Source organism: Aliihoeflea sp. 40Bstr573 (genome assembly GCF_024105655.1).
Taxonomy (GTDB): Bacteria; Pseudomonadota; Alphaproteobacteria; order Rhizobiales; family Rhizobiaceae; genus Aliihoeflea.
The window spans coordinates 543,411-565,461 of the sequence record NZ_JAAAMH010000001.1; the positions used below are offsets into that span (position 1 = coordinate 543,411).

Here is a 22,051-nt window from a genome sequence, read left to right on the forward strand (position 1 = left end):
CGCGATTTGCTTCAATAACGATTCATTATCGACGTTTGGCGCTATTCGCCGTGTTTCGTCCTGTCGACCGCGGCAAGGTGTTCCGGCGTTTCTTCGCTGTCGCCCTCCTTGATCAGCCAGGACAGGAGCACCGAGCCGAGGATCAGGGCAGCCACGACGCTGAGCGAGATTTCAGACGGCAGTTTGTACCAGTGCTGGACGATCATCTTGCCGCCGACGAAGATCAGCACCAGGGACAGGCCGTGCTTGAGGAAACGGAACTCCCGCATCATGCCCGACAGCACGAAGAACAGCGCGCGCAAGCCCATGATCGCGAAAACGTTCGACGAAAACACGATGAACGGGTCGTTCGAGATCGCAAGGACGGCCGGGATCGAGTCGATCGCGAAGACCAGGTCGGTGACCTCGACCGTGACGAGGACCAGGAACAGCGGCGTCATGAACAGGACGCCGTTTCGGCGCGTCAGGAATTTCGAGCCTTCATACTCGTCTGTGACGCGGCCGGTGGACCGCAGCCATTTGACGACACGGCTGTTGCCCGGGTCGGCCATTTCGCCATCCGAGGTCATCATCTTGTAGCCCGAAATGAGAAGCACGACGCCGAGCAGCGCGCCCACCCACCAGAACTGGTCGACAAGATGGACCCCCGGCACGATCAGCGACAGCCGCATCACGATCGCGCCGACAATGCCGTAGAAAAGCACGCGGTACTGCGCTTCCTGAGGCACTTTGAAGTACGCGAAGATGAGCGCGATAACGAAGATGTTGTCGAGCGACAGGGCCTGTTCGACGAGATAGCCCGTCAGGAACTCGGAGCCGCGCTGGCGGCCCTCGAAATAGAAGATGCTCGCGGCGAAGAGCATCGCCAGGGAGACGTAGCCGCCCACGGTCAAAAGCGCTTCGCGGGTGGAAATGACGTGGTCCTTCTTGTGAAGGACGAAGAGGTCGAAGAAGAGAATCAAGGCGACGAACGCCAAGAATCCGGGCCAGAGCCACTCGTGGTCAAACATCGGTTCGGATTTTTCGGGTAGCGCTGCGTCCGCGCGTCGTCGATCGGTCCGACATCGCAGGCGACGCCTCGCCTGCCAGAGGGGCCCGGCCCGTGTGACGAGGACCAAAATGCGCTTGAAGCGCGCGACATACAAGATGCCGCGCGCATTAATCGACCGTTTTCAGCTAGGCAGCGTCGCGAACCCGCGCAAGGGCGGTTTCCAGTTTCACCTTCGCATCGCGGAATTCGGCAAGCTTTTCACGCTCTGCCGCAACGATCTCCTCCGGCGCATTGGCGACGAACTTTTCGTTGGACAGCTTCTTTTCGATGCGCAGCGCTTCGCCGTCGAGCTTGGCGATCTCCTTGGACAGCCGCGCGGCTTCCGCCTGAAGGTCGATCAGGTCGCCGAGCGGCAGGCACGCCGTCGCCTCGCCGACCACGATCTGTGCCGCGCCCTTGGGCGCCTCGGCGGCAAAGCCGATATCGCCGACACGCGCCAGGCGCCGGATCGCCGGTTCGTGCCGGCCGAGCCGCTCGCGCGTCGCCGAATTGCCGCCGACGACCACCAGCGGCGCGATCGCGGCCGGCGGCACGTTCATCTCGGAGCGAACGGAGCGGATGCCCGAGACGATGTCGATCAGCCAGTTGATCTCGGCCGCAGCGTCCGCGTCCTCGAAATCGGGCTTCGGCCAGTCGGCGTGGCAAAGCAGCGTGTCGCGCGTCGCCGTATGCGCCCATAGCTCTTCGGTCATGTAGGGCATGAAGGGGTGGAGCAGCTTATAGGTCTGCGACAGGACATAAGCCGCAACCTTCTGGCTTTCGGCCTTCGCCGCCTCGTCCTCGCCCATAAACACCGGCTTCAGGAGTTCCAGATACCAGTCGCACACCTGGTTCCAGACGAAGCGATAGGCCGCTGCCGATGCCTCGTTGAACCGGTAGGATGTGATGCCCTCGGTGACGGCCTCGGTCGCGCGGGAAAGCTCGGTCAGGATCCACCGGTTGACCGTCAGCGTCGCATCCTGCGGGCTGAAGTCGGGATCGAGCGCCGCGCCATTCATCTCCGCAAAGCGCGTGGCGTTCCAAAGCTTGGTGCCGAAATTGCGGTAGCCGGCGACGCGCGCAGGGTCGAGCCGCACGTCGCGCCCCTGCGCTGCCATGATCGCAAGCGTGAACCGCAGCGCGTCGGCGCCGTATTCCTCGATCAAGTCGAGCGGGTCGATGACGTTGCCCTTGGACTTCGACATCTTGGCCCCGTTCTTGTCGCGAACCAGCGCATGGACGTAAACCGTATGGAACGGTTCCTCATCCATGAAGTGAAGACCCATCATCATCATTCGGGCAACCCAGAAGAAAATGATGTCGAACCCGGTTACCAGCACGTCAGTCTGGTAGTAGGTCTTGAGGTCAGGGGTCTTGTCCGGCCAGCCGAGCGTCGAGAACGGCCACAGCGCGGACGAGAACCAGGTGTCGAGCACGTCCTCGTCGCGGGTCAGGATCTCGCCGGGCTGATAGTTTTCCAGCTTGTCCTCGACCCAGGCCTTCCACGGACCTTCATGGGCGATGTAGTGCTGGATTGCCGCCTCGAGCGCCAACTCCTCGTCCTTTTCGACGAAGACCGTTCCGTCCGGCCCGTACCAGGCGGGAATCTGGTGACCCCACCACAGCTGGCGCGAGACGCACCATGGCTGAATGTTCTCCATCCACTCGAAATAGGTCTTTTCCCAATTCTTGGGGACAAACTTGGTTCGCCCGTCGCGCACGGCCTCGATCGCCGGCTCGGCGAGGGTCTTGGCGTCGGCGAACCACTGGTCCGTCAGCATCGGCTCGATGACCACGCCCGAACGGTCGCCGAAAGGCTGCGTAATCTTGCGATTGTCGACGAGGGGGACGGCATTGCCCTCCCCGTCCGTCGTCATGACAGCAAGCCCTTCGGCATTGATCTGGGCGATGATCCGCTCGCGCGCCTCGTAGCGGTCGAGGCCGCGATACTCGTCGGGAACGAGATTGATCTCGTCGACCGTCGCCTCGTCCGGCAGGCGGCCGGTCCTTACGATCTCGGCGGCCTGCGCGGCGCAGGTCGCATAATCTTCGCCGTCAGCGCGCATCGCCGCCGTCAGGTCCATCAGCCGGTATAGCGGTATGCCGTTGCGCTTGGCGACCTGATAGTCGTTGAAATCGTGCGCGCCGGTGATCTTCACCACGCCCGAGCCGAAAGTCGGGTCCGGATATTCGTCGGTGATGATCGGGATCAGCCGGCGGTGCTCTTTCGGCCCGACCGGGATTTCGCACAGCTTGCCGACGAGGGGCGCATAGCGCTCGTCGGACGGATGAACCGCCACGGCGCCGTCGCCCAGCATCGTCTCCGGACGCGTTGTGGCGATGGAGATATAGTCGCGCGTTTCGCGCAGGACGACATTGCCGTCCGCGTCCTTCTCGACATATTCATAGGTTTCGCCGCCGGCCAGCGGATATTTGAAGTGCCACATATGGCCGTCGACTTCGCGGTTCTCGACTTCGAGGTCGGAGATCGCGGTCTCGAATTTGGGGTCCCAATTGACGAGCCGCTTGCCGCGATAGATCAGGCCTTCCTTGTAGAGCGTAACGAACACTTCGATGACGGCCTTCGACAGGCCCTCGTCCATGGTAAAGCGCTCGCGCGCCCAGTCGCACGAAGCGCCGAGGCGCTTCAACTGGTGGATGATCGAGCCGCCAGACTGCTCCTTCCACGACCAGACGCGCGAGACGAATTCCTCCCGTCCCATGTCGCGTCGCGAGAGACCCATTTCGGCGAGCTGGCGCTCGACGACCATTTGCGTCGCGATGCCTGCATGGTCCATGCCCGGCTGCCAAAGCACGTTCTTCCCGCGCATGCGCTCGAAGCGCACGAGGATGTCCTGCAGCGTGTTGTTGAGCGCATGCCCCATATGGAGCGAGCCGGTCACGTTTGGCGGCGGAATGACGATCGTGAAGGCTTCGGCGCCCGGCTTGGAGCCGGCACCCGCGCGGAAGGCGTCTTCCTCCTCCCAAAGGCTGGCGATCTTCGGCTCGACGGCCTTGGCGTCGTAGGTCTTCTCAAGCATGGGAAATGTCCGCTCGTTCAGGCGTTTCGTGCGGACGGTAAACCGGAAGGCAAAAGCCAAGTCAACTGCGCTCGCCGTCGGCGCAAGATCGGACCGGTCCGAAAGCCCCGATCCGCTTTTCGGTCCGACCTCCTAGCGGGTGCCGCCGCGCGCCACGCGCTCGATTTCCTCGCGCACGAGCCGCTCGACCAGCGTCGGCAGATTGTCGTCGAGCCATTCCTGCAGCATGGGGCGCAGCATTTCCTCGGCCATCTCGTCGAAGCTCTTGCGGCGCGTGGCGGCAAAGGCGTCGGTCAGTTCCCCGAAGGCGGCGGCGACCTGACGGCCGGTATTTTCCGAAACGAGCGGGGCGCGGGGCGCGGCTGGGACGGGTTCATCAAGCGACCCGGCCGGCGCGACAGGCTCGCTCGCCATCTGCGCTTCCTGTTCGAGCGCGGCCTGCAATTCCTCGAATTCAGCCGCGAAATCCTCCGGAAGATCAAATGCGTTTGCCTCGTCGTCGATGGGCGAGGTCTGGGCCAGCGGTTCGGACGCAGTTTCAGTGGCTGCCGGCTCGTCCGTAACCTCGGGCGAGAAGGACGACGTGACGTCTTCCCGATCGACAGCCTCGGATGCGGCAATGTCTGCGGGACGCAGGAAGGAAACGACGTCGGAATTGGCGGGCTCGAGCAGTGGCTCATCCGGATCATCCAGCACCGGGTGCGTAGCGGAGGAGCGCTCGAAGGCAGAGGGCTTCTTGCCCGTATCGCTGTCCTCGATGATCCGCCGGATCGATGCGAGGATTTCCTCCATCGAGGGTTCACGCTGTGCTGAAGACGCCTGTGCCATTTTCGCCCCGTGCCTTGCGGCCTGTTCACGTCGCCCACGCCGAACAGTCTGGCGACGAATCACGGGTAGAGTAACGGCAAGCCCCGGGAGAGAGAATCCCCCGGGGCCTGATCACGAAGCTTTACACAGCTTTGATTCCAAAAGCATAGGGCCGGTCGCGGAGTTCGATTTCGGATTGCTCCGATGCTCGAACTGCAATCCGCCTCAGCGGCCGTCCGGCGTGCGCGTGCCGTACCACTTGTCCTTGACCGCGTCGTAATGCTCTTCCGGATGGTGGAGCGTAACGGCCAGGCCGAGATTGGCAGCCGTCAGGCGCCCGGCCGCCGAGAGGATCGCGTAGCTCGCCACGACGACGTCGCGTTCGGAACTTGCCAGATTGATCTGGGCGTTGATTACGTCCGCCTGCGCATTCAGCACATCGAGCGTGGTGCGCTGGCCGACGTTCCGCTCCTCGCTGACGCCGTTGAGTGCAAGCTGCGCGGCAGAGACGAGCTGTCGGTTGGCCGACGAGGCTTCACGGGCTGCGATGTACTGCGTCCACGCCGCCGTCACCGCCTGCCGCACCTGGTCGCGCGTTACGTCGACTTCGATTCGCGCCTGGCCAAGTTGCTCCTTCGACTGGCGAACGAGACCCGACACGCGTCCGCCCTGATAGATGGGGATGGTCAGGTTGATGCCGACATTGGCCGAGTTTGTGGTCTCGGATCCCGACGTGACGCCAACACCTGGAAGACCGGAAACCTGACGATCCGTGTAGGTGGACGAGACGCCCGCCGATGCGGTGATCGACGGCAGGAGCGCGCCCTCGGCCGCCTTGACCGAGAAGCCCGCCGCATCGACGAGGTGCTGCGTCGCCAGGATCGCCGGGTGCTGAGTGGCGGCAAGCGTATAGGCGGCATCGAGGCTCGGCGGCAAAAGGTTGGTCAGCGGACCGGCGGCGTTGAGGCTGGACGGGTCTTCGCCGACGATCTGCCGATAGAGCGCGGCACTCGCCTGAACCTGCGCACGCGCGGCGGCGAGCTGCGCGATGGCCGAAGCGCGGCTCGCATCAGCCTGCGCGACGTCGGTGCGCGTGCCTTCGCCGACCTCGAAGCGCGAATTGGCGGCTCGCACCTGTTCGCCGAGGAAGTCGAGGTTGCGCTCCTGCAAGGCGGCAATCTGCCGGTCCCGGATGATGTCCATGTAGGCGCTGGCGGCATTGAACAGGATGTTCTGCTCGGTGTTGCGCAGCGATTGCTGGGACGCGCGCACATTCGCCTCGGCCGATCGGACGTTGTTCGTCGTCTGGAAGCCGTCGAACAGCGACTGCTGGATCGACACGCCGAAGGACCCTGTGAAGATGTCGGTGCCCGACTGGGTCTGGTAGTTGATCTGGCCGCTGCCGCCGACCGTGGGACGCCAGCCCGACTTGGCGATCGGCACCGTCTCATCCGTGATGCGGACACCGGCGCGGGCCGAATTCAGGCTTGCATTGTTTTCATAGGCCTTGGCCAGCGCCCCCAGGATCGTCTCAGCATTGGCCGGAAGGGCGGCCATCAATGCCGTGGAGGCAAACGCGGCAGACAACAGGAAACGGCGAATTGGGAACACGAGCGACCACCCTCTCAAGATATGTGCGGAGGCCCTGGAAGGGCCGGTTCGCACAAAACCGCACAAGCGATATCCGATTCGACCGGAGACACTAGCTACAGACTTTAGAAGATAGCGAAGAAACCCTGCCGAGAGGTTGCAGATTGGTAACAGGCTTTCGGTCAAAATTCGAAGGATGGAATCCGCTGGAACTCGACCAGAGGCTTGATCGCCGAATTGAACGCGCGGCGCGTGGCGATGATTCCGTTCTCTTTCAGGAACAACGTCGCCTTGCCGGCATTGCCGTGGCCGAGGACGGCGACCAGACGCCCGCCCTCTTTCATCTGGTCAAAAAGCGAGGTCGGAATCTCATCGACTGCCCCCTCGATGACGATCACGTCGAAAGGCGCCTCGGAAGGAAGCCCTTCGGCAAGCGCACCTTCGACAACGGCAACATTGTCGAAGCCGAGCCGGCTGAGGGTGTCGGTCGCCGCAGCCGCGAGATCCGGATCGCTTTCGAGAGCGATCACCGAACTGCCGATCCGCGACAGGATGGCCGCCGAATAGCCGGTGCCAGCTCCCACGTCGAGGATGAAGTCATCCGGGCGTATCTCTGCGAGTTGCAGGAGCTTTCCAAACGGCGACGGCTCCATCAGGAAGCGCGCGGGCGCATCCTTGCGCGCCGGCGCGATTTCGATGTCTTCGTCGATATAGGCGAGCGATTTTTTGCGGCCTGGGACAAATTCCTCGCGCGCAACGCTCGCCATGGCATCGAGCACGGCAACGTCCGAAACGTCGGTGGTGCGCAACTGCCCGTCGACCATCTTGCGTCGCTGCACTGCATAATCGGAAGTCATGGCCGCCCTGCCCGCGCTAACATTGCCGCATCGCGGCGCCTGCATTCACGCCCTGCGGGCGCATCGTGGCGCGCCAGTGGAGGCCTCGCCCGGAATCGAACCGGGGTGCAAGGATTTGCAGTCCTCTGCGTAACCACTCCGCCACGAGGCCATCCGGGCGTCGCGCCCTGGCGATCCATTAGGTTGGGCCGCGCCCGCCTGTCAACTGGTGAGTTGTCGTTTGCCCCTGCCCCAAGGACAATCACTGACCCCGATCGCGCCGCCCGTTGCGGCTGCGCCACCAGACGGTTGAGCGGCGGCGCCAGCGGCGAACCATCGCGAACTCGTAGGAGAGCACCAAAATGCCGAGCGGCACCATCCAGAAGCCCAAAATCGGCAGGAAGCCGAAGACGCCGCCTACCAGCAGAAGAAAACCGATCGAAATCCGCAACAGGCGGGACTGCGGCAGCGGAATGTGCCGACCGAACAGCGAAATGCGTTGCTGGAATTCAGGTTCGCCCATCGGCGCGTCCTCAAGGGTGCGTATCATTTCTCTCATCTAGGATAGATTGGGGCAGTTTCGGGGCTAACCCCCGAATTCCGCTGGCAAAGTTCCGCATCGTAACGCCCTTTGCGCCGGATCGATCCACTTTTGATGGCGTTTTTGGCACGATCCGCTTTGCAAATCGAAAAACTGTTTGCTATAGGCACGCTCGTTCTCACGAGCATCGTTCCCCGGTAGCTCAGTGGTAGAGCAACCGGCTGTTAACCGGTTGGTCGCTGGTTCGAATCCGGCCCGGGGAGCCAGCCTTTCCAAGGACTTAGCGCAGGTCTGGAAAGGTACAAAAATCCAAAAGGTACGGCATAGGTACGGATGGCGGTTTCGCTAGGCGGTTAGGTACGCTCTGCCCGTCTCTCCGCGTTCGCGAGCATTCGGCATTTTTGGCTGCAATGTTTGCCGTTTGGCCTTTGTGCGAATGGCGTTCCGCATCGTTCGCACGTCATTTTCGGTTTCCATTTCAACGCGCGGACGGCAAGCCCGGACTTCGCCCGGCAGCGTGGGCTGCAGTATTTCTGACGCGCATTGTGGCCGTTGAAGTCGTCGCCACAGATCTGGCATGTGCCGGGAAACCGGGTGCGCCGAACCTCATGGCAGGCGCGTTGTTGGCATAGGTTGCTGCAATAGATGGCTTTCGAGTTCTTCTCGACGGATATCTCGCCAGTGCAGTGCGCACATTTGCGACCGCGCTTGGCCTCGCGAATCGCCGCCTTCTGGATATCGGCATAGTCGGCCATGAAACATTCGTAGCTGCAGAAAACCGCATCCGCCCTCTTGCCCTCAAGGGATGCTCCGCAGCGCGGGCATTCGGGGCCTTTGAGATCGTCCAGCGTCAACATTTCGCGCGGCTTCCGTATTGCACCACGCGGTCATAAGCGACGGCTTCCTCGGCTTCGCGGACGGCAGAGACAAAGCCGTGATGCGCGTTGGCGCAGATCGAACTGCAGAACTTGCGGTGATCGCCTTCAAGCGGGCCATGGCAGCGAACGCACCGGGTGCGCTCGATAAGGGCGCCGCCGCCATTCTGCACATATTCGGGCTGGCCTTCCGCCCATGTCGGCCGACGAGCGCCAATGCGGCGCAAGGCTTCCTCGACGATATCGGCAGCGAGTAGATCGGCTTCCTGCCAGCGCCAGCTATTGAGACAGAGCCGCGTTCGGATGGCGTGACGGCAAGTCGCCTCGAATGCGAAGGGCGATGCTTCGCCAGATTTCAGGACGGTGGCGACGAGATCGACGAGATGGCGCCGCTTGTCGCGATTGATCTTGCGAACCTTGGGCTTGGCAGCGACGGCAACGGTGTTGTTCGTCTGCCATGCCCGTTGAATGCCTAGAAGCCGGCGGCGGGTCGCCTCGTCCATGTAGAGCATCGCATTACTCCGCCCAATCGATGAACTGCATCGCGTCCTTTACGGTCGCGGGGTCCAGTCCAGCCTCCTTTGCGGTTGCCATCGCCTGCAGCATTGTCGAGACGGCGCGGGCCTTGCCGCCGTGGTCGAATGCCTGCATCGGCCGCACCACGTCGATCGCGACCTCGCTGCCGATCTTGTCGGTCACTTCCTCGGCCATGATGTTGGCGATCGGCTGCAGAACAAGCTGCGCCAGGTGCCGCTGCGCTTCCCGCACAAGCGGGCCGGTGGTCGCGGGGTTCACCAGACCGGGCAGGACGCCGAAGACGCCGTAGACCTCTCCCTTGGCGCTTGTGAGCAGCTTGTCGGCTAGGGTGCGCTGCAGATCGGGCGATAGCTGATCTGGCGACTTGCCGAGTTGCGGGTGCATCCCTGCCCCGACCGATTGCGCTACGCCCTCGATGACGAGCGTTGCGCCACGGCGCCCGCGAAAGCCGGCCCGCATCGCGGCCATGTCGTCGGCCGTGCCTTCGGGAACCGGGACGATCTGCGAACCTAGCGGCGCCTCGCGAAAGACATCGCGCAAGGCGGTTTCGACTTCCTCCAGCAATTCCGCCGACAGGCGAGCGCGGCGCAAGGGTGCTGATCCGGCCCATGGCGTTGACGGGTCGACGCCGATGCGAAAGTGCAGGACTTCGGCCGCAAGCGCGGTCTGGGATCGACCGCCGCCGATTTCCGGGACGCTGATGCGATAGGCGCGCGGTTCGCCGAACCTCGTCGACATATCCCAATCGGTTGCCGGGATGAGCCGATCGGCGATCAGGAAGACGACTTCGCCGCGCAAGGCCAGCGAGCGCGCCGTCATCGCCATGGTGCGACGGGTCAGAAGATCGGTGCCGGTCACGTCCGCAAGCGCTAGGCCGCTTTCCCAGAGCGAGACAGAGGTTTGAACCGCTGCCGTGATCTCGGCGAGACCGGAATGTCCGCTGATCCAGCTTTCGCGCGCCGCCATCAGCGCGGCGGTGTAGCCGACCGGGACAGAGCGGGTTTCGACGGGCTTGCGCCGGAAGATGTCGAGCATTCCCATTTACAGCCTCCAGCGATTGAGCGGGTGGAAAGATGACAAGTTGTCGTCTTTTGCGGCGTCCCAGCTTCGCGCCTCGATCTGCGCGGCGGGATAGGCCGGGCGGGTGACGGCGCTGATCTCGAACAGCGCCGCCGCCGTGACGGTGCGCAGCAAGCCCTTTGAGCGACGTTCGATCCGTTCGCCGCCGGAGCGGACGCGGAAGCCGGGCGACAGGCCGCGAATGAGACCGGCGGCATGAGCGGCAAGGAAGTCACGCGCCCATGATGTCGAGCCGTCGATCGTGGCCTCGATCGTGAGCGCCTGATCGGTGTCGGAAAGCTGCAGGGTGCCGGCCGCGCGGGACGCGAGCGGCTTGTTGTAATCGTGACCGGAAAGCAGGTGAATGTCTTCGCCCGCTTCGATCCGGCCCGCGAAGGCGCGAGGGGCGACGACTTCAAGCCGCCCCTCTGCCAGTTCGGTTTCGACGCCATAGGGGAACGTCGCGCGAAGGTGGGTTGCCCCGCCCTCGGTGCGCAGTTCCAATGCGCCGTGCGACGATCCCCAGAGCATTATGGCGTGACCTCGCCGATGCCGGTCAGGATGCGCGTCTGCAGGCCGCGCGGAACGGTAAAGTCCGCCGTGACCAGACCAGTGAGGACAAGGGCGCCAGAAGCCGCTTTTGTGTAAACGTCCCTGATCAAATCGACGCCGCCATATACGCCGAGCACGCCGGGCGGAACGCCCTGAACATTCGCCGTCATGATGGCCGTTTCTGCCGGGATCACATTGGAAATCGCCGGGGTGCCGACATGCTTCGTCAGGCGATCCCACTCGCTGACGGCCGTGCCGGTGATAAGCGCCTCGTCGAGTTCGGCCCAGATCGTCGGATCAAACGCCAGATTGACCTGTGACGCTGCCGAGATCGCGTTGGCGGTCATGAAGGCGACGACTTCGGCCCGGAACGCGGCCCAGGTTGCGGTGGAGCCGACTGCCGTGGACGCGATGCCGTAGGTTGCCGCGCCGGGGATGATGCCGAGCGGTTCGCCTGCAGCGCCAGAACCATTGACGACGACACGATCAAGTTCGGCGCCGATGACCGCATTCAGATCGCGACGGATGGCCGCTTCCAGCCCTTCGCCCGACTGCTTTAGCGCCTTGCGGCTGATGACCATTTGCGCGCCGCCGGTGTGATCGGGGTTCAAGCTGCGCTCGGCAGTCTGATATTCCGATGCCGCGCCGACATTGGCGAGTTCATTCGCCTGCCATCCGAAGACCGCGCCGGCGGTCGCTACCGGGAAGGCGAGTTCGCCGGACACGATGTTGATCGACTGGATACCCAGTTTCGACGCCACGGAAGACGGGAACAGCCGATCGATGATCGGGCGGATAGACTTCGGGTTCGGAACGTCCGCCGCGACGGTCTCGCCAGCGCGGGTTTCCAGAGCCGCAAGCGGGATCGGGATGCCCTGATAGCCGCCCTTCGCCCGCATTTCCTCGACGATTTCCCGCGTCGCACCTTCAAGCGCCCGACCTTCATCAAGCGCAAACGCGACCTGACGCAGTTCGAACTTTCCGACCAGTTCCGACCATTCACGATCCGAACGGGTTTCGAGATCAGCGCCAGCGTCGCGCCGTTCCTGATCTTCGCTGATCAGCGCCGCTCGGTAACGTTGCTCCAGCACTCCATATTCCTTGTCCAGATCGGACATGGATCGCAGTTCTGTTTCGTCCGGCTTGTCCTTACCGACCAACGCCGCCAGTTGCTGACGCACTTCGCTCTGACGCTTCTGAATTTTCACGGATTCCAGCATGTCATTTTCTCCTTTGCCGATGCCGGGGTTGCGTTTCCCGTCGCCAATTCGGCAACGGCATTCGCCCAATCGTCACGATCGGGACTTTCGAAGACAGGCGACCAGCCCACCTCGATCCGGGTTTTCGCGGAATGGCAGCGCGAGCAGCGGGTCGCGAGATTGTCCGCCGCGAATGCAAGGTCCGGCCGGCTGCGAACCGCCTTCACATGATCGATCTCAAGGCGCCCGCGCCGGGTGCCGCAATCGACACAAGCCCAGCCGTCGCGCTCTAGGATTTCATGGCGAAGGACTTGCCAGCGCTTCGTTCGCGTCACGCGGCGGGAGTGGCGCTTATAGTCGTCGATCACAGCCATTCGAGCCTCGCTTTCCGGGCCGGTGCAGCCTTGCGGCGCTGCCCTTCGGCGACGGCCAGGATCGATGCGGAAATGGCGTCGATGCGTCCCAAACTGCGCATCTTCGTCACCTTGGCATTCAAGGCGTCATCAACGACGACGAGCGCATCGGCGGCAGCGGATCGGAGTAGCAGCGAGGGTGTCGTCGCGATTTCGCCATCGAAGACCGCCTTCCGGAAGCCCTCGACATCCTGCCCGCCATCGCGGAAGCCTTGGCCGCGAAAGACAATCGGGACGCGAATGCCGGCCGCTGCCATGGCGTCCATCAATTCGGCCTGCCGGTAACGGTCACACACAATCGCGCGGACATCGGCATCGCGGACAAGATCGTCCCAAATTCTGCGCAGCCACGGCCCGACCTGAACCGTGCTTTCGCCGGTGGTGAGCAGTTCGCCGCGATCGGCCATCTGCAGATAGCGATCCTTCACGCCGTCAGCTTCGCCGCGATCAGCAAGGCCGGGCTTTTGAGGGAATGCGCCCTGCACCTCCAAGCGGCCGGTGCGATACCAGTAGAGCGCGACGGCCGACATGCTGCGCGATCCGCCAAGGTCCAGCCCGACAATGCACTCGCCTTCGCGCGGTGGCATCTCGCCGACCTCGCAAGATTGCCACTCGTCAGCTGTGATCAGTTGGGCTTTGCCGACATCCGAGACACGCTGATTCAGGCTGTAGAGCCGGAAGCCGGTGAGCGCCTGCCCGCCGCGCTGGATTGCAACGCGAGCTTGTTCCTGCAGCCATTCGAGCGAGGGACCGATGCCGAACTCGGAACCGGGGTTAGCGGCCTTCAAGCCGTCGAGATCGTCCGCCGGCATTCCGAGCGGCGCCCGGCATTCGATGATGAAGGAATGCGGCGGCGGGGAGTCGAGCATCTGCGAAAACGGGTGCGTGTCGTCGCTGGCGCTTGTCGAGATGACGATCGTCTTCGCCTGCCTCTTGCCGGCGGACGTCTCAAGCGCGGAATGAAGCTGCATCCCCTTTTCGGGGTGCCAGTGGCCGAACTCGTCTTCGATGATCAGTGTCGGCGACAAGCCCAACAGGTTCTTGGCGTCCGCCGCAACTGCGCGGATCATGCCGTCGCCATCGCCTTCGTAGCTGATTTCTAGTCTCGGCGCTTGCCGGAACGTGAAGCGGGCTTGTTCCTCGGCGGGCATCAAGCCGACGATGGCCTGCACATATTCCCATGAAATCCGGGCTTGTTCTTTCACGCGGGCGGCGATGATGGCCTGCCGGCGCGGCTGCGGGTCGCTGATGCCCATGACATGCGCCAGCGCCAGCGCGGCGGAAATCATCGACTTGCCTTGGCCGCGACCAACGGAAAGCATCGCCGTCATGATGTCGACGTCGAGCAGGCCGCGAATGAACTTCTCTTGGAAGGGCGCGAGATCAAAGTTTTGGCCGTGCAACGGGCCTTCGGGAATACGCAGAGATCGGATGAATGCGACGGTGCGATCGGCAACGTCTTCGGAACGCGCGCAAAAGTCAGTCCGCCGCCGGTCCCCCTGTTTCGAGGATTTCCGGGCATTGGGACCAGATGACGACTTGCGCTTCGTCATGTCCGCACTCGTCGATATCGGGCGCAGATGCGGGCGGCGGCGATGGACAATCCCTGTTGCCCTTCACCACTGCCACGCAGATCGAACAGCTTCGTCGCGTTGTCGAGAATGGCGAGTTGTAGATCGGCCGGGATATCGGCAGGGTCGTCGGCATAGCCTGCCGTATAAGTCACGGTGACAGTGCCGGTGATGTCGTCGGGAAATGTCAGGACAGGATAGCGGCCTGCCGTGACGGCGCCGATGATAGGCTCGCCGTCAATGGTGACGACTGCATCAGGTGCGAGCGGGCCGACTGGCAGGATGACGGGATCGCCTGCAGCTATGTCGACGACAATGGTCTGCCTCAACAGCGCGATGTCGCAATATGCCTCGACCTCGGCAGCGGATGCCCGGCCCATCAGGACAAGGGCTGCATCTTCCTGATCTTGAATGATGTCGCCGTCGCCATCCCAAGCGACGGTATTGGAATGCAGCTTCAGAGCGTCAAGGTCAAAGGCGTCTGTTGCTGCAGCCGGGATGCGCACATAGGCCATGGGTCGTTTCCAATTAGTGAACAATATATCGCATGTCGTTCACTAATTTGCAACGACTAGGCCAGTTCATCCACCTCTGATTGACGCAATTCGCCCTTCATCAGCCTTGGCATCAGGGCATCGAAGTCGCCGGGGAAGACGCCATTTTTCTGCAGGATTTGCAGTCCTTCGGCTTCTGAACGGGGAGCCGGAATTAGTTCGTCTCTCGCGCGCGTGTGTGTATAGGGCAGTGCCTTTCCTTCGTGGCCCGGCGGACTATGGATATGGTTATAATTGCCATTGGCCCAACTATTAGCCGGGCTATTGGTTGGGCTATCCTGCTCGGCTTCCTTCTCCCAACGCTTGCGAGCGCCCTTCTTGCCCTTCCGAACATTGGCTATGTGCGCGGCCTCGACTTCGTGTCGACGCTTGGCGAGCCGTTCCGGTGTCCAGTCGACGCCGAACAATTCCATCATCGTGTCGCGCAGATCGGCCCATCGTTCCGGGGTGACGCGGGCGATGCGAGCGAGACGGTTATCGTCATCGGGCAAGGCGCCGTGCTGCCAGAACGCGAACGACAAAAGCTGATAGACGCCAAATTCCTCCGCCGACAGGTGCGAGGTTTCCGACAATACGTCGCCGCAGCTTTGCGAGATAAACGGAAGAACCGTCATTCGGCGCCTCCCGCCATGATCTCGGCCATGCGCTCGATGTGCGCCCGCTCGGACGCCTCGGCTGTTTTGGCGACTGCGAGCGCGCCGTCTGGCAGCAAGTTCTCGATGCACTCCCAGAGCATGTGCCGCAGAACATTCGCGGGCATGGCCTCGGCCTCGACAGTCTCCACAATATGCTGCGAACGCTTGTCGTTGGCCTTCCGGGGCTTCGTTGGAAGATCGTAGCGCTCGATCTGTTCCTCGGTGATGCCGAGACGCCAGAAATGCAGCTTGATTCCGGGATCGAGATGCTTGCGCAATTCCCGCTCGATCGCCTTGTCGATCAGGACGCCAGCCGGGTCATAATCGCCGATGTAGAGGATGACGCAATCACGGCCGCGCGCGTCCTGATTAATATATTCCGCCGCCTGATAGGCCAGGGTCCAGCTTGTGAAGCCGCCGGCAGGATAAAGGCTGACGGCCAATTCCTCGCACGTTTCCTGCACCACGCCCGCGATCGAACGCGACTCCACCCAGACCTCGCAATAGAAGTGCGATTGCTGCCAGAGATCGGCGCGGTAATGGCCGGCAACCGTGCGCAGGAAATCGCCCGCGCTCCGGTAGGTGTTGACGAAATAGCCGCGACGGGTTGCGTCGGTGATCCAGCTATACGGGATGGCGCCGGTTTCGCGCAGGGTGAGCAAGCGCCGCTGCACGACGCCATAGCCGTTGCCGGGGCCGCTATCGGTCTTGGGAACCGGCTCAGGCAAGCGCGGGTCCGTCATCCTGTAAAAGACGTGGCGAACCGATTGCGGGTGATCTTCCTGCAGCACTGCGATGATCTGCCGATCGACTTGCTCAATCTGCGCTTTGGTGCGGCGAAAGCGTTTAGTGGCCGTGCCCGTTAAATCCGTCATCGGCCGACCTCGTTGACGCCGATCAGGCCGGAGTCTGATAGTTCTCGGCGGCGGCGGTTAAGCTCCGCCTCGGTCTCGCAAAGGACCGTCTCGACCGGACAGCCGATGCGATGGATCGTGAGCGCGTAGCCCCTGCCCCAGCGTTGCTGCGTGAAGTGAGACTTGGCGCCGACGATATCCATCTTGTCGGCGGGTTGCTCGAAAGGCTTGCGGCCGCGCCGAAGATCGCGCGGGCCGCTCATATTCCAGCCTCCGGTTCGCCGAGTTCGGCAGGATCAAGCTCTAGGTCGACTGCGTGACCCCAAGTCGGATGCCCGGCAAGCCATGGCTCGTCGTCGCCGCTATCGCGCTCGTCGCAACGGTCGTCATCGACCGCCTGATCCGCGTCGGTATCTTCCAGATCGCAATCGCCGTCGAGATCGTCGAGCACCGCCAAGAGCAGTTCGGTGATGCCGGCCAGCCCGTCGCGGACGGTGCGCAGTTTCGTGATCGCGTCCGTCATGCTGCCACCTCACGATCGGCAGCGGCCTTGTCGAGCATCGCGAGGATTTCGCTACGGCGCCAGCGGGACGTGCCGGGTCCGATCTTGATCGGTGCCGGGAAGCGGCCAGTTTTGACGCCCTTGTAAAGCGTCGACGGAGTGATCGGGGTTTCCTTGCCGCCGATAAGCTGGCAGGCAATGGTGATGGTGACGAGATCGTCAGCCGGGTCTGTCATGGTGTAGCCTCGCGTGTTGAGTGGTATTCACGCGAGGAATTTGCCGGGGGCGGAACGCTAGCGGCACGCCATAAAGGGCGGCTATTTTTGGCGGTAAGCTGGCCTCTCCCACAAATCTCTTACTGCAACAGGATCGACGTTCTCACGCCCCTCAAGCCGCAACGCAATCTCGATGGCTTCGTCTTTCATCGCCGATCGAATGCCGTAATCATCAAAGCCGCTCGCTTCATGAAGCTTCCTCCAGCGCCGATAGACTACTTGCGCAGCATAGACGGCACTGTGCAGATCATGATTTCGCGGTCTGCCGCGCTTCGCAGTGGGCGCGGCAAGTGCGGCCTTCTCAATCGCGTCTGCAAGTTCAAGCTTGTCGTCTTGGCCAATTGGCCGATCTGATCTCAACCAATCCAACAAGGAATTGGGATTGCGTTCGAGACCGATCCATCGGACGAGAGCGCCTGAAAATGTTTCATTCAGATAACGTTTCATCGTCGGAGCCAAGGATTTGGCGACTGCTTGATACTGGTCCCTCATCTGCGCTTCGACAATGCGCCCGCCTTCACGCCAATCCTTCACGCGGCGCCCCTCCGCATCGGAACGATCTCGCCTCTGCCGTCAATGATGCCGGCGAGCCGATCGGCCCAAAGTTCAAGCGCTTCGCGCTTCTCCCGGTCATAGGTGTAGCGAGCATAGACGCGGCTGGTGATGCTGGCCTTGGTGACGCTCACATGGTTCAGCACATGGCCGACGATGAACGGGCTGATCCCGATTTCCTCCATGTGCGTGGCGGCAGTTCTGCGCAGATCGTGCGGGGTCCACGGCGCCATTCCGAAGATCGTCCCCTCTACCTCTAGACGCTTAACTGCCTTCGGGACGGATGCTGCCGTGACCGCTGCCCGGAAACCGGGTGCGGGAAAGACCCATGCAGGGACCGCCAAGTCCTTTCGCTCGGCAAGTGCGTCGACGGCCTCCGACTGATCGCGAATGATCTTCACGGCAACGGGCGCCAACGGCACGACATGTTCGCGGCCATTCTTGGCGCGGTCGGCGGGGATCGTCCACGTCGCCGCATCGAGATCGATTTCGTCGCGCGTCATGCCCGCAATCTCGCCGACACGTTGCCCGGTGACGAGACAGAGCCGAAGAATGCGCCGCGTTGATTCGCGCATGTCGGCATCGGGCAGCGCCAGCCATAGCGTCTTAATCTCGTCGGCAGTGAGGAAGCGGTCGCGTTCCTTCGTCTCGGTCGGCCGGCGCATTCCGTCGACAAGATTGTCGTCGAGATCGCCGCGCCCCTTCGCCCAGCGCACCATGGCGCGCATGTCCTCGAAAAGCCGGTTTGCCTCGACGGGTGCGCCTCGATCCTTCACGGCATCGATGCAGCGAGTGAGATCGCGACGATGGAGATCAGCAAGCTTGATTGTCCCGATGACATCGGAAATGTTTTTGCGGAGCCGCCGGGCGATTTCGTCGCCGCTGCGCTTCGTCGATGCGTGTCGGGCGATGTAGTTATCCACAAGGTCGGAAACGGTCTGCGAAGCCGCGTGAGCGCGCTTCTCGGCAATTGGGTCCGCTCCCTCGCCGATACCCGCCCGCGCGTCTCTAGCCTTCTCTCTGGCCTTCACAAGTTTGATCTCAGGATAGCGGCCCAACTTCATGCGGGCGCGCTTGCCGTCCGCCGGCTTCGTGTAGACAAGGTTCCAGGCGCGGGTGCCGGCTGGCGAGACGCGCAGGCATAGCCCCTTAACGACGGTATCGAAAAAGTCGGTCTGTTTGCCCTCGGCGGGCTTGGCGGTCTGGCAAAAGCGGTCAGTCAGTTCGATCGTCGGCATCCCCGTACCTTTTTTTTCTGGAACCGGTCAAAAACCCGGTTTCTGCCAATAGGTACGGAAATAGGTACGCCAGAACATGCGCTTTGTCGATATGTCTCGACACGGGTCGAAACGACAGGACAGAGTTAATGACGCATTTTCAATGCTTTGAGCGTTTCCAGAGATGGCGAGCGGTAGCCGCAAATGTCAGTGGAAAACCTCTGTTAACCGGTTGGTCGCTGGTTCGAATCCGGCCCGGGGAGCCATTTATCAGGCAGACGAACAGTCTCGCCAGAGCGAACAGCCCGGCGTCTCCCGCTAGGCACTTTACTCGCTCGCCAATTATGGTACTGCCACGGCACTGCCCTTGTAGCTCAGTTGGTAGAGCACCTGATTTGTAATCAGGGGGTCGCGGGTTCAAATCCTGCCGGGGGCACCACGTCCGCCATCATCGCTTTGCAGGCCCTCTCCAACATGCTACCCGCTTGATCGCAGGCATTTGGTGGACTAGGCGCAATTGATGGATTCACGTTCTCTTCCGCAATCGATCGCCTTCGTCAGCGCCGCCACCGAGGAGGCGCAGTCGGCTGCCCATCGGCTGGCCGCGCTTTACGGCCAGACAAGCCTCGAAGACGCTGACGTGGTCGTGGCGCTGGGTGGCGACGGTTTCATGCTGCAGACGCTGCGCGAGCAGATGGGCACCGGCAAGACGATCTACGGCATGAACAAGGGGACGGTCGGGTTCCTGATGAACGAGTTCAGCGAAGCGAACCTGCGCGAGCGCATCGCCGCCGCCCTGCCCGAAACGATCCGGCCGCTGGAAATGATCGCCGAGACTGCTGAAGGTCCGGAAAGCAAGCTTCTGGCGATCAACGAAATCGCGCTCTTTCGCCAGTCGGCCCAGGCCGCCAAGCTGCGCATCACCATCGACGGCAAGGTACGGCTTGACGAACTCGTCTGCGACGGGGTGATGGTCGCGACGCCGGCGGGCTCTACGGCCTACAACCTGTCCGCCCACGGCCCGATCCTGCCGCTCGATGCGCCCCTTCTGGCGCTGACGCCGGTCAGCCCGTTTCGGCCCCGCCGCTGGCGCGGTGCGCTCCTTCCGAACCGCGCAACGGTCAGCTTCGACATTCTCGAAGCGGAAAAGAGGCCGGTCAACGCGGTTGCGGACCACACCGAGATACGTTCGGTCCTCAAGGTGACGGTCCGCGAGGCAAGCGACGTCACCACGACCGTTCTCTTTGATGCCAGCCATTCCTGGGACGAACGCGTTCTCGCCGAGCAGTTCCGGTATTGAATGGCCAATTCGCGTTCATGTTAACGAAAACAGCTTGAAAAGCCCGGATTCGATTGACATTTGGTGGGCTGGGCCTTAACGCCACGGCAGCACTTCCACGCCGCTGGCCTGGAATCCTTGTTGCATGCGCCCATTTTGGCGCCGCCAAACCTAGCAGAGACAAACAAACACGTGTCAGCTGAAAGCAAGATTGAAGATCAGGCTTCCGAACAGCCTTTGACCTTTGCCGATCTCGGGCTCTCGCCCAAAGTCCTCTCCGCGGTGACGGACGCCGGATACGCGGTGCCGACCCCGATCCAGGCCGGGTCGATCCCCCACGCACTGCTCGGCAAGGACGTCCTCGGCATCGCGCAGACGGGCACGGGCAAGACCGCCGCCTTCGTGCTGCCGATGATCACGCGTCTTGAAAAGGGACGCGCCCGCGCGCGAATGCCCCGTACGCTGATCCTTGAGCCGACGCGCGAACTGGCCGCGCAGGTCGAGGAAAACTTCATCAAGTACGGCAAGAACCACAAGCTCAACATCGCGCTTCTGATCGGCGGTGTGTCGTTCGACGAGCAGGAAAAGAAGCTCGAGCGCGGCGCGGACGTTCTGATCGCAACTCCGGGACGGCTGCTCGATCATCGCGAGCGCGGCAAGCTGCTGCTCAACGCTGTCGACATCCTCGTCATCGACGAGGCCGATCGCATGCTCGACATGGGCTTCATTCCCGATATCGAACGCATCTGCGAGATGATTCCCTTCACGCGCCAGACGCTGTTCTTCTCGGCGACGATGCCGCCCGAAATCACGAAGCTCACCGAGAAGTTCCTGCAGGCACCGGTCCGCGTCGAGGTCTCGAAGGCTGCATCGACCGCGACCACGGTCACGCAGAGGCTGGTGAAGTCGAAGTCGAAGGACTGGGACAAGCGCGCCGTGCTGCGCGATCTGATCCGCGCCGAAGAAGGCGAACTCAAGAACGCGATCATCTTCTGCAATCGCAAGACGGCCGTTTCCGAGCTCTTTCGCTCGCTGGTGAAGCACGAGTTCGACGCCGGCGCGCTGCATGGCGACATGGACCAGCGCGCGCGCATGGCCATGCTGGCCGGTTTCAGGGACGGCAAGCTGAAGCTGCTCGTCGCCTCCGACGTCGCCGCGCGCGGCCTCGACATTCCCGATGTCAGTCACGTCTTCAATTTCGACGTGCCGATCCATGCCGAGGATTACGTCCACCGCATCGGCCGCACCGGACGTGCCGGCCGCTCCGGCAAAGCGTTCACCTTGGCGACCAAATCCGACGGCAAGTATGTCGATGCGATCGAAAAGCTGATCGGCCAGAGCATCGAATGGCACGACGGCGATCTTTCGACCATCGTCCAGGACGACAGTGCCGATGAGGCTCCACGCCGTGGCGCCAAGGGCAGCCGTGGTGGACGTGGCGGCCGCAAGGGCGACGACGAAAAGCGCCCGCGCCGTGGCCGCAAATCGGAAGAAGCTCCTGCAGTGGCGGAAGCGGAAGTCGAAGCCGCGCCGTTGGCCGAGGCCCCGGTCGTCGAGAACGCTGAGCCACGTGCCGAACGCAGCGAACGCCGCGACGCGATCCGCGCAGAAAACGCCGATCGCCAGCGTGCAGCCAATTCCTCCGATCAGCGCAACACGCGCAACCAGGATCGTGACCGGCGTCACCGCCGCGACGATCTGGGCGATGCGCCGATCGGCTTCGGCGACGACATTCCGGCCTTCATGAAGGTCGTCGCGAAGGTTTGACCTTCTTCGACATTTCGGCGCGGCGCGAAGCCGCGTCGGCTTTGCGCGCCCATTCGGCGAGTTCCGCCGGATCATCGAGCGCAGCGTCCGGAACGGACCAGTACGGCATCAACGCCGGCTTCCCCTTGCCCTCATATACCCATTGCCGCGAGCTCGCCGCCGCGAACACAGGCGCGCTTTCGCCATCCGCCTTGAGCCAGACCTCATCGAAGGAATGAAGGGCGATAATGCGGCCCTGATAATATATGCCGTGGTCGCCGAACATGCGTCGGACCGTAACCGGCCCGAATTCCGCGAACATGTCGATCAGATCTGCCGGTTGCATGGCTGGGCTCCGCGTGTGGCTGCGCTAGACTAGCGGCTCT

At 62.6% G+C, this 22,051-nt stretch carries 24 protein-coding genes and 3 tRNA genes; 4 read left to right on the forward strand and 23 right to left on the reverse strand.

The annotated features are described in order from the left end of the window. Nucleotides 1–41: 41 nt before the first annotated feature. The 7 genes from GTK01_RS02655 to GTK01_RS02685 all read right to left on the reverse strand — a co-directional run bounded on the left by GTK01_RS02655 (nucleotide 42) and on the right by GTK01_RS02685 (nucleotide 7,854). Nucleotides 42–1,010, reverse strand: a complete 969-nt coding sequence (locus GTK01_RS02655) for a TerC family protein (RefSeq protein ID WP_252924279.1) — start codon at nucleotides 1,008–1,010, stop codon at nucleotides 42–44. Between the two features lie 166 nt (nucleotides 1,011–1,176). Next, nucleotides 1,177–4,071, reverse strand: coding sequence for a valine--tRNA ligase (locus tag GTK01_RS02660; protein WP_252924280.1), 2,895 nt, complete (start codon nucleotides 4,069–4,071; stop codon nucleotides 1,177–1,179). Between the two features lie 132 nt (nucleotides 4,072–4,203). Next, on the reverse strand, nucleotides 4,204–4,899 hold the full coding sequence (locus tag GTK01_RS02665) for a PopZ family protein (protein ID WP_252924281.1): 696 nt from the start codon (nucleotides 4,897–4,899) through the stop codon (nucleotides 4,204–4,206). A 204-nt stretch (nucleotides 4,900–5,103) separates the two neighbouring features. Continuing rightward, nucleotides 5,104–6,435 carry a TolC family outer membrane protein gene (locus tag GTK01_RS02670; RefSeq protein ID WP_252924282.1) on the reverse strand — a complete coding sequence of 444 codons (1,332 nt, stop codon included), beginning with the start codon at nucleotides 6,433–6,435 and terminating at the stop codon, nucleotides 5,104–5,106. A 215-nt stretch (nucleotides 6,436–6,650) separates the two neighbouring features. Next, nucleotides 6,651–7,325 (reverse strand): protein-L-isoaspartate O-methyltransferase, encoded by a 675-nt coding sequence (locus tag GTK01_RS02675; protein ID WP_252924283.1) that lies wholly within the window; start codon nucleotides 7,323–7,325, stop codon nucleotides 6,651–6,653. Nucleotides 7,326–7,402: 77 nt separating this feature from the next. Further along, nucleotides 7,403–7,476 (reverse strand) — tRNA-Cys (locus GTK01_RS02680). Between the two features lie 90 nt (nucleotides 7,477–7,566). Then, complete coding sequence (locus GTK01_RS02685) at nucleotides 7,567–7,854, reverse strand: hypothetical protein (RefSeq protein WP_252924284.1); 288 nt, start codon at nucleotides 7,852–7,854, stop codon at nucleotides 7,567–7,569. 182 nt (nucleotides 7,855–8,036) lie between these two features. Between GTK01_RS02685 and GTK01_RS02690 the strand changes: the two genes are divergently transcribed. Continuing rightward, a tRNA-Asn gene (locus GTK01_RS02690) sits at nucleotides 8,037–8,111 on the forward strand. A gap of 87 nt (nucleotides 8,112–8,198) precedes the next feature. On the opposite strand, the gene GTK01_RS02695 is transcribed toward GTK01_RS02690, so the two are convergent. From GTK01_RS02695 to GTK01_RS02760, 15 genes are all read right to left on the reverse strand, one after another. Next, nucleotides 8,199–8,702 carry a hypothetical protein gene (locus GTK01_RS02695; RefSeq protein ID WP_252924285.1) on the reverse strand — a complete coding sequence of 168 codons (504 nt, stop codon included), beginning with the start codon at nucleotides 8,700–8,702 and terminating at the stop codon, nucleotides 8,199–8,201. Further along, nucleotides 8,696–9,232, reverse strand: coding sequence for a hypothetical protein (locus tag GTK01_RS02700; RefSeq protein ID WP_252924286.1), 537 nt, complete (start codon nucleotides 9,230–9,232; stop codon nucleotides 8,696–8,698). Before GTK01_RS02700 ends, GTK01_RS02695 begins: the two co-directional genes overlap by 7 nt. 4 nt (nucleotides 9,233–9,236) lie before the next feature. Next, nucleotides 9,237–10,298 carry a phage portal protein gene (locus GTK01_RS02705; protein ID WP_252924287.1) on the reverse strand — a complete coding sequence of 354 codons (1,062 nt, stop codon included), beginning with the start codon at nucleotides 10,296–10,298 and terminating at the stop codon, nucleotides 9,237–9,239. Further along, on the reverse strand, nucleotides 10,299–10,847 hold the full coding sequence (locus GTK01_RS02710) for an HK97 family phage prohead protease (RefSeq protein ID WP_252924288.1): 549 nt from the start codon (nucleotides 10,845–10,847) through the stop codon (nucleotides 10,299–10,301). Next, nucleotides 10,847–12,088, reverse strand: a complete 1,242-nt coding sequence (locus tag GTK01_RS02715) for a phage major capsid protein (RefSeq protein ID WP_252924289.1) — start codon at nucleotides 12,086–12,088, stop codon at nucleotides 10,847–10,849. The genes GTK01_RS02710 and GTK01_RS02715 overlap by 1 nt, the downstream gene beginning before the upstream one ends. Then, entirely contained in the window at nucleotides 12,073–12,441 is a 369-nt protein-coding gene (locus GTK01_RS21035) for an HNH endonuclease (protein WP_371924248.1), read from the reverse strand. Before GTK01_RS21035 ends, GTK01_RS02715 begins: the two co-directional genes overlap by 16 nt. Beyond that, on the reverse strand, nucleotides 12,432–14,033 hold the full coding sequence (locus GTK01_RS02720; RefSeq protein ID WP_252924290.1) for a terminase large subunit domain-containing protein: 1,602 nt from the start codon (nucleotides 14,031–14,033) through the stop codon (nucleotides 12,432–12,434). Before GTK01_RS02720 ends, GTK01_RS21035 begins: the two co-directional genes overlap by 10 nt. Next, nucleotides 14,030–14,566, reverse strand: coding sequence for a hypothetical protein (locus tag GTK01_RS02725; protein WP_252924291.1), 537 nt, complete (start codon nucleotides 14,564–14,566; stop codon nucleotides 14,030–14,032). The genes GTK01_RS02720 and GTK01_RS02725 overlap by 4 nt, the downstream gene beginning before the upstream one ends. A 56-nt stretch (nucleotides 14,567–14,622) precedes the next feature. Further along, nucleotides 14,623–15,219, reverse strand: coding sequence for a DUF1376 domain-containing protein (locus tag GTK01_RS02730; protein ID WP_252924292.1), 597 nt, complete (start codon nucleotides 15,217–15,219; stop codon nucleotides 14,623–14,625). Then, complete coding sequence (locus tag GTK01_RS02735) at nucleotides 15,216–16,115, reverse strand: hypothetical protein (RefSeq protein ID WP_252924293.1); 900 nt, start codon at nucleotides 16,113–16,115, stop codon at nucleotides 15,216–15,218. Before GTK01_RS02735 ends, GTK01_RS02730 begins: the two co-directional genes overlap by 4 nt. After that, nucleotides 16,112–16,357 carry a hypothetical protein gene (locus GTK01_RS02740; RefSeq protein ID WP_252924294.1) on the reverse strand — a complete coding sequence of 82 codons (246 nt, stop codon included), beginning with the start codon at nucleotides 16,355–16,357 and terminating at the stop codon, nucleotides 16,112–16,114. Before GTK01_RS02740 ends, GTK01_RS02735 begins: the two co-directional genes overlap by 4 nt. Further along, on the reverse strand, nucleotides 16,354–16,617 hold the full coding sequence (locus tag GTK01_RS02745; protein ID WP_252924295.1) for a hypothetical protein: 264 nt from the start codon (nucleotides 16,615–16,617) through the stop codon (nucleotides 16,354–16,356). The genes GTK01_RS02740 and GTK01_RS02745 overlap by 4 nt, the downstream gene beginning before the upstream one ends. Then, nucleotides 16,614–16,832: an AlpA family transcriptional regulator gene (locus GTK01_RS02750; protein WP_252924296.1), complete on the reverse strand. Its 219-nt coding sequence runs from the start codon at nucleotides 16,830–16,832 to the stop codon at nucleotides 16,614–16,616. The genes GTK01_RS02745 and GTK01_RS02750 overlap by 4 nt, the downstream gene beginning before the upstream one ends. Before the next feature lie 81 nt (nucleotides 16,833–16,913). Next, entirely contained in the window at nucleotides 16,914–17,405 is a 492-nt protein-coding gene (locus GTK01_RS02755) for a hypothetical protein (RefSeq protein ID WP_252924297.1), read from the reverse strand. Beyond that, nucleotides 17,402–18,661 carry a site-specific integrase gene (locus GTK01_RS02760; RefSeq protein WP_252924298.1) on the reverse strand — a complete coding sequence of 420 codons (1,260 nt, stop codon included), beginning with the start codon at nucleotides 18,659–18,661 and terminating at the stop codon, nucleotides 17,402–17,404. Before GTK01_RS02760 ends, GTK01_RS02755 begins: the two co-directional genes overlap by 4 nt. A gap of 342 nt (nucleotides 18,662–19,003) precedes the next feature. Here GTK01_RS02760 and GTK01_RS02765 point away from each other — a divergent pair. From GTK01_RS02765 to GTK01_RS02775, 3 genes are all read left to right on the forward strand, one after another. Continuing rightward, nucleotides 19,004–19,079 (forward strand) — tRNA-Thr (locus tag GTK01_RS02765). Nucleotides 19,080–19,160: 81 nt separating this feature from the next. After that, nucleotides 19,161–19,940: an NAD kinase gene (locus tag GTK01_RS02770; RefSeq protein WP_252924299.1), complete on the forward strand. Its 780-nt coding sequence runs from the start codon at nucleotides 19,161–19,163 to the stop codon at nucleotides 19,938–19,940. Between the two features lie 216 nt (nucleotides 19,941–20,156). Continuing rightward, on the forward strand, nucleotides 20,157–21,686 hold the full coding sequence (locus GTK01_RS02775) for a DEAD/DEAH box helicase (RefSeq protein WP_256483435.1): 1,530 nt from the start codon (nucleotides 20,157–20,159) through the stop codon (nucleotides 21,684–21,686). On the opposite strand, the gene GTK01_RS02780 is transcribed toward GTK01_RS02775, so the two are convergent. Next, nucleotides 21,661–22,011: a TfoX/Sxy family protein gene (locus tag GTK01_RS02780; RefSeq protein WP_252924301.1), complete on the reverse strand. Its 351-nt coding sequence runs from the start codon at nucleotides 22,009–22,011 to the stop codon at nucleotides 21,661–21,663. The two genes, GTK01_RS02775 and GTK01_RS02780, sit on opposite strands and share 26 nt — an antisense overlap. Between the last annotated feature and the right edge of the window lie 40 nt (nucleotides 22,012–22,051).

Coding starts and splice junctions, on each gene's coding strand:
- GTK01_RS02735 (WP_252924293.1), bottom strand. CDS start 16,115: ATGACGGATTTAACGGGCACGGCCACTAAACGCTTTCGCCGCACCAAA.
- GTK01_RS02740 (WP_252924294.1), bottom strand. CDS start 16,357: ATGAGCGGCCCGCGCGATCTTCGGCGCGGCCGCAAGCCTTTCGAGCAA.
- GTK01_RS02725 (WP_252924291.1), bottom strand. CDS start 14,566: ATGGCCTATGTGCGCATCCCGGCTGCAGCAACAGACGCCTTTGACCTT.
- GTK01_RS02670 (WP_252924282.1), bottom strand. CDS start 6,435: ATGGCCGCCCTTCCGGCCAATGCTGAGACGATCCTGGGGGCGCTGGCC.
- GTK01_RS02780 (WP_252924301.1), bottom strand. CDS start 22,011: ATGCAACCGGCAGATCTGATCGACATGTTCGCGGAATTCGGGCCGGTT.
- GTK01_RS02700 (WP_252924286.1), bottom strand. CDS start 9,232: ATGCTCTACATGGACGAGGCGACCCGCCGCCGGCTTCTAGGCATTCAA.
- GTK01_RS21035 (WP_371924248.1), bottom strand. CDS start 12,441: ATGGCTGTGATCGACGACTATAAGCGCCACTCCCGCCGCGTGACGCGA.
- GTK01_RS02665 (WP_252924281.1), bottom strand. CDS start 4,899: ATGGCACAGGCGTCTTCAGCACAGCGTGAACCCTCGATGGAGGAAATC.
- GTK01_RS02745 (WP_252924295.1), bottom strand. CDS start 16,617: ATGACGGACGCGATCACGAAACTGCGCACCGTCCGCGACGGGCTGGCC.
- GTK01_RS02760 (WP_252924298.1), bottom strand. CDS start 18,661: ATGCCGACGATCGAACTGACTGACCGCTTTTGCCAGACCGCCAAGCCC.
- GTK01_RS02695 (WP_252924285.1), bottom strand. CDS start 8,702: ATGTTGACGCTGGACGATCTCAAAGGCCCCGAATGCCCGCGCTGCGGA.
- GTK01_RS02730 (WP_252924292.1), bottom strand. CDS start 15,219: ATGACGGTTCTTCCGTTTATCTCGCAAAGCTGCGGCGACGTATTGTCG.
- GTK01_RS02685 (WP_252924284.1), bottom strand. CDS start 7,854: ATGATACGCACCCTTGAGGACGCGCCGATGGGCGAACCTGAATTCCAG.
- GTK01_RS02705 (WP_252924287.1), bottom strand. CDS start 10,298: ATGGGAATGCTCGACATCTTCCGGCGCAAGCCCGTCGAAACCCGCTCT.
- GTK01_RS02720 (WP_252924290.1), bottom strand. CDS start 14,033: ATGACGAAGCGCAAGTCGTCATCTGGTCCCAATGCCCGGAAATCCTCG.
- GTK01_RS02710 (WP_252924288.1), bottom strand. CDS start 10,847: ATGCTCTGGGGATCGTCGCACGGCGCATTGGAACTGCGCACCGAGGGC.
- GTK01_RS02770 (WP_252924299.1), top strand. CDS start 19,161: ATGGATTCACGTTCTCTTCCGCAATCGATCGCCTTCGTCAGCGCCGCC.
- GTK01_RS02655 (WP_252924279.1), bottom strand. CDS start 1,010: ATGTTTGACCACGAGTGGCTCTGGCCCGGATTCTTGGCGTTCGTCGCC.
- GTK01_RS02675 (WP_252924283.1), bottom strand. CDS start 7,325: ATGACTTCCGATTATGCAGTGCAGCGACGCAAGATGGTCGACGGGCAG.
- GTK01_RS02660 (WP_252924280.1), bottom strand. CDS start 4,071: ATGCTTGAGAAGACCTACGACGCCAAGGCCGTCGAGCCGAAGATCGCC.
- GTK01_RS02750 (WP_252924296.1), bottom strand. CDS start 16,832: ATGACAGACCCGGCTGACGATCTCGTCACCATCACCATTGCCTGCCAG.
- GTK01_RS02715 (WP_252924289.1), bottom strand. CDS start 12,088: ATGCTGGAATCCGTGAAAATTCAGAAGCGTCAGAGCGAAGTGCGTCAG.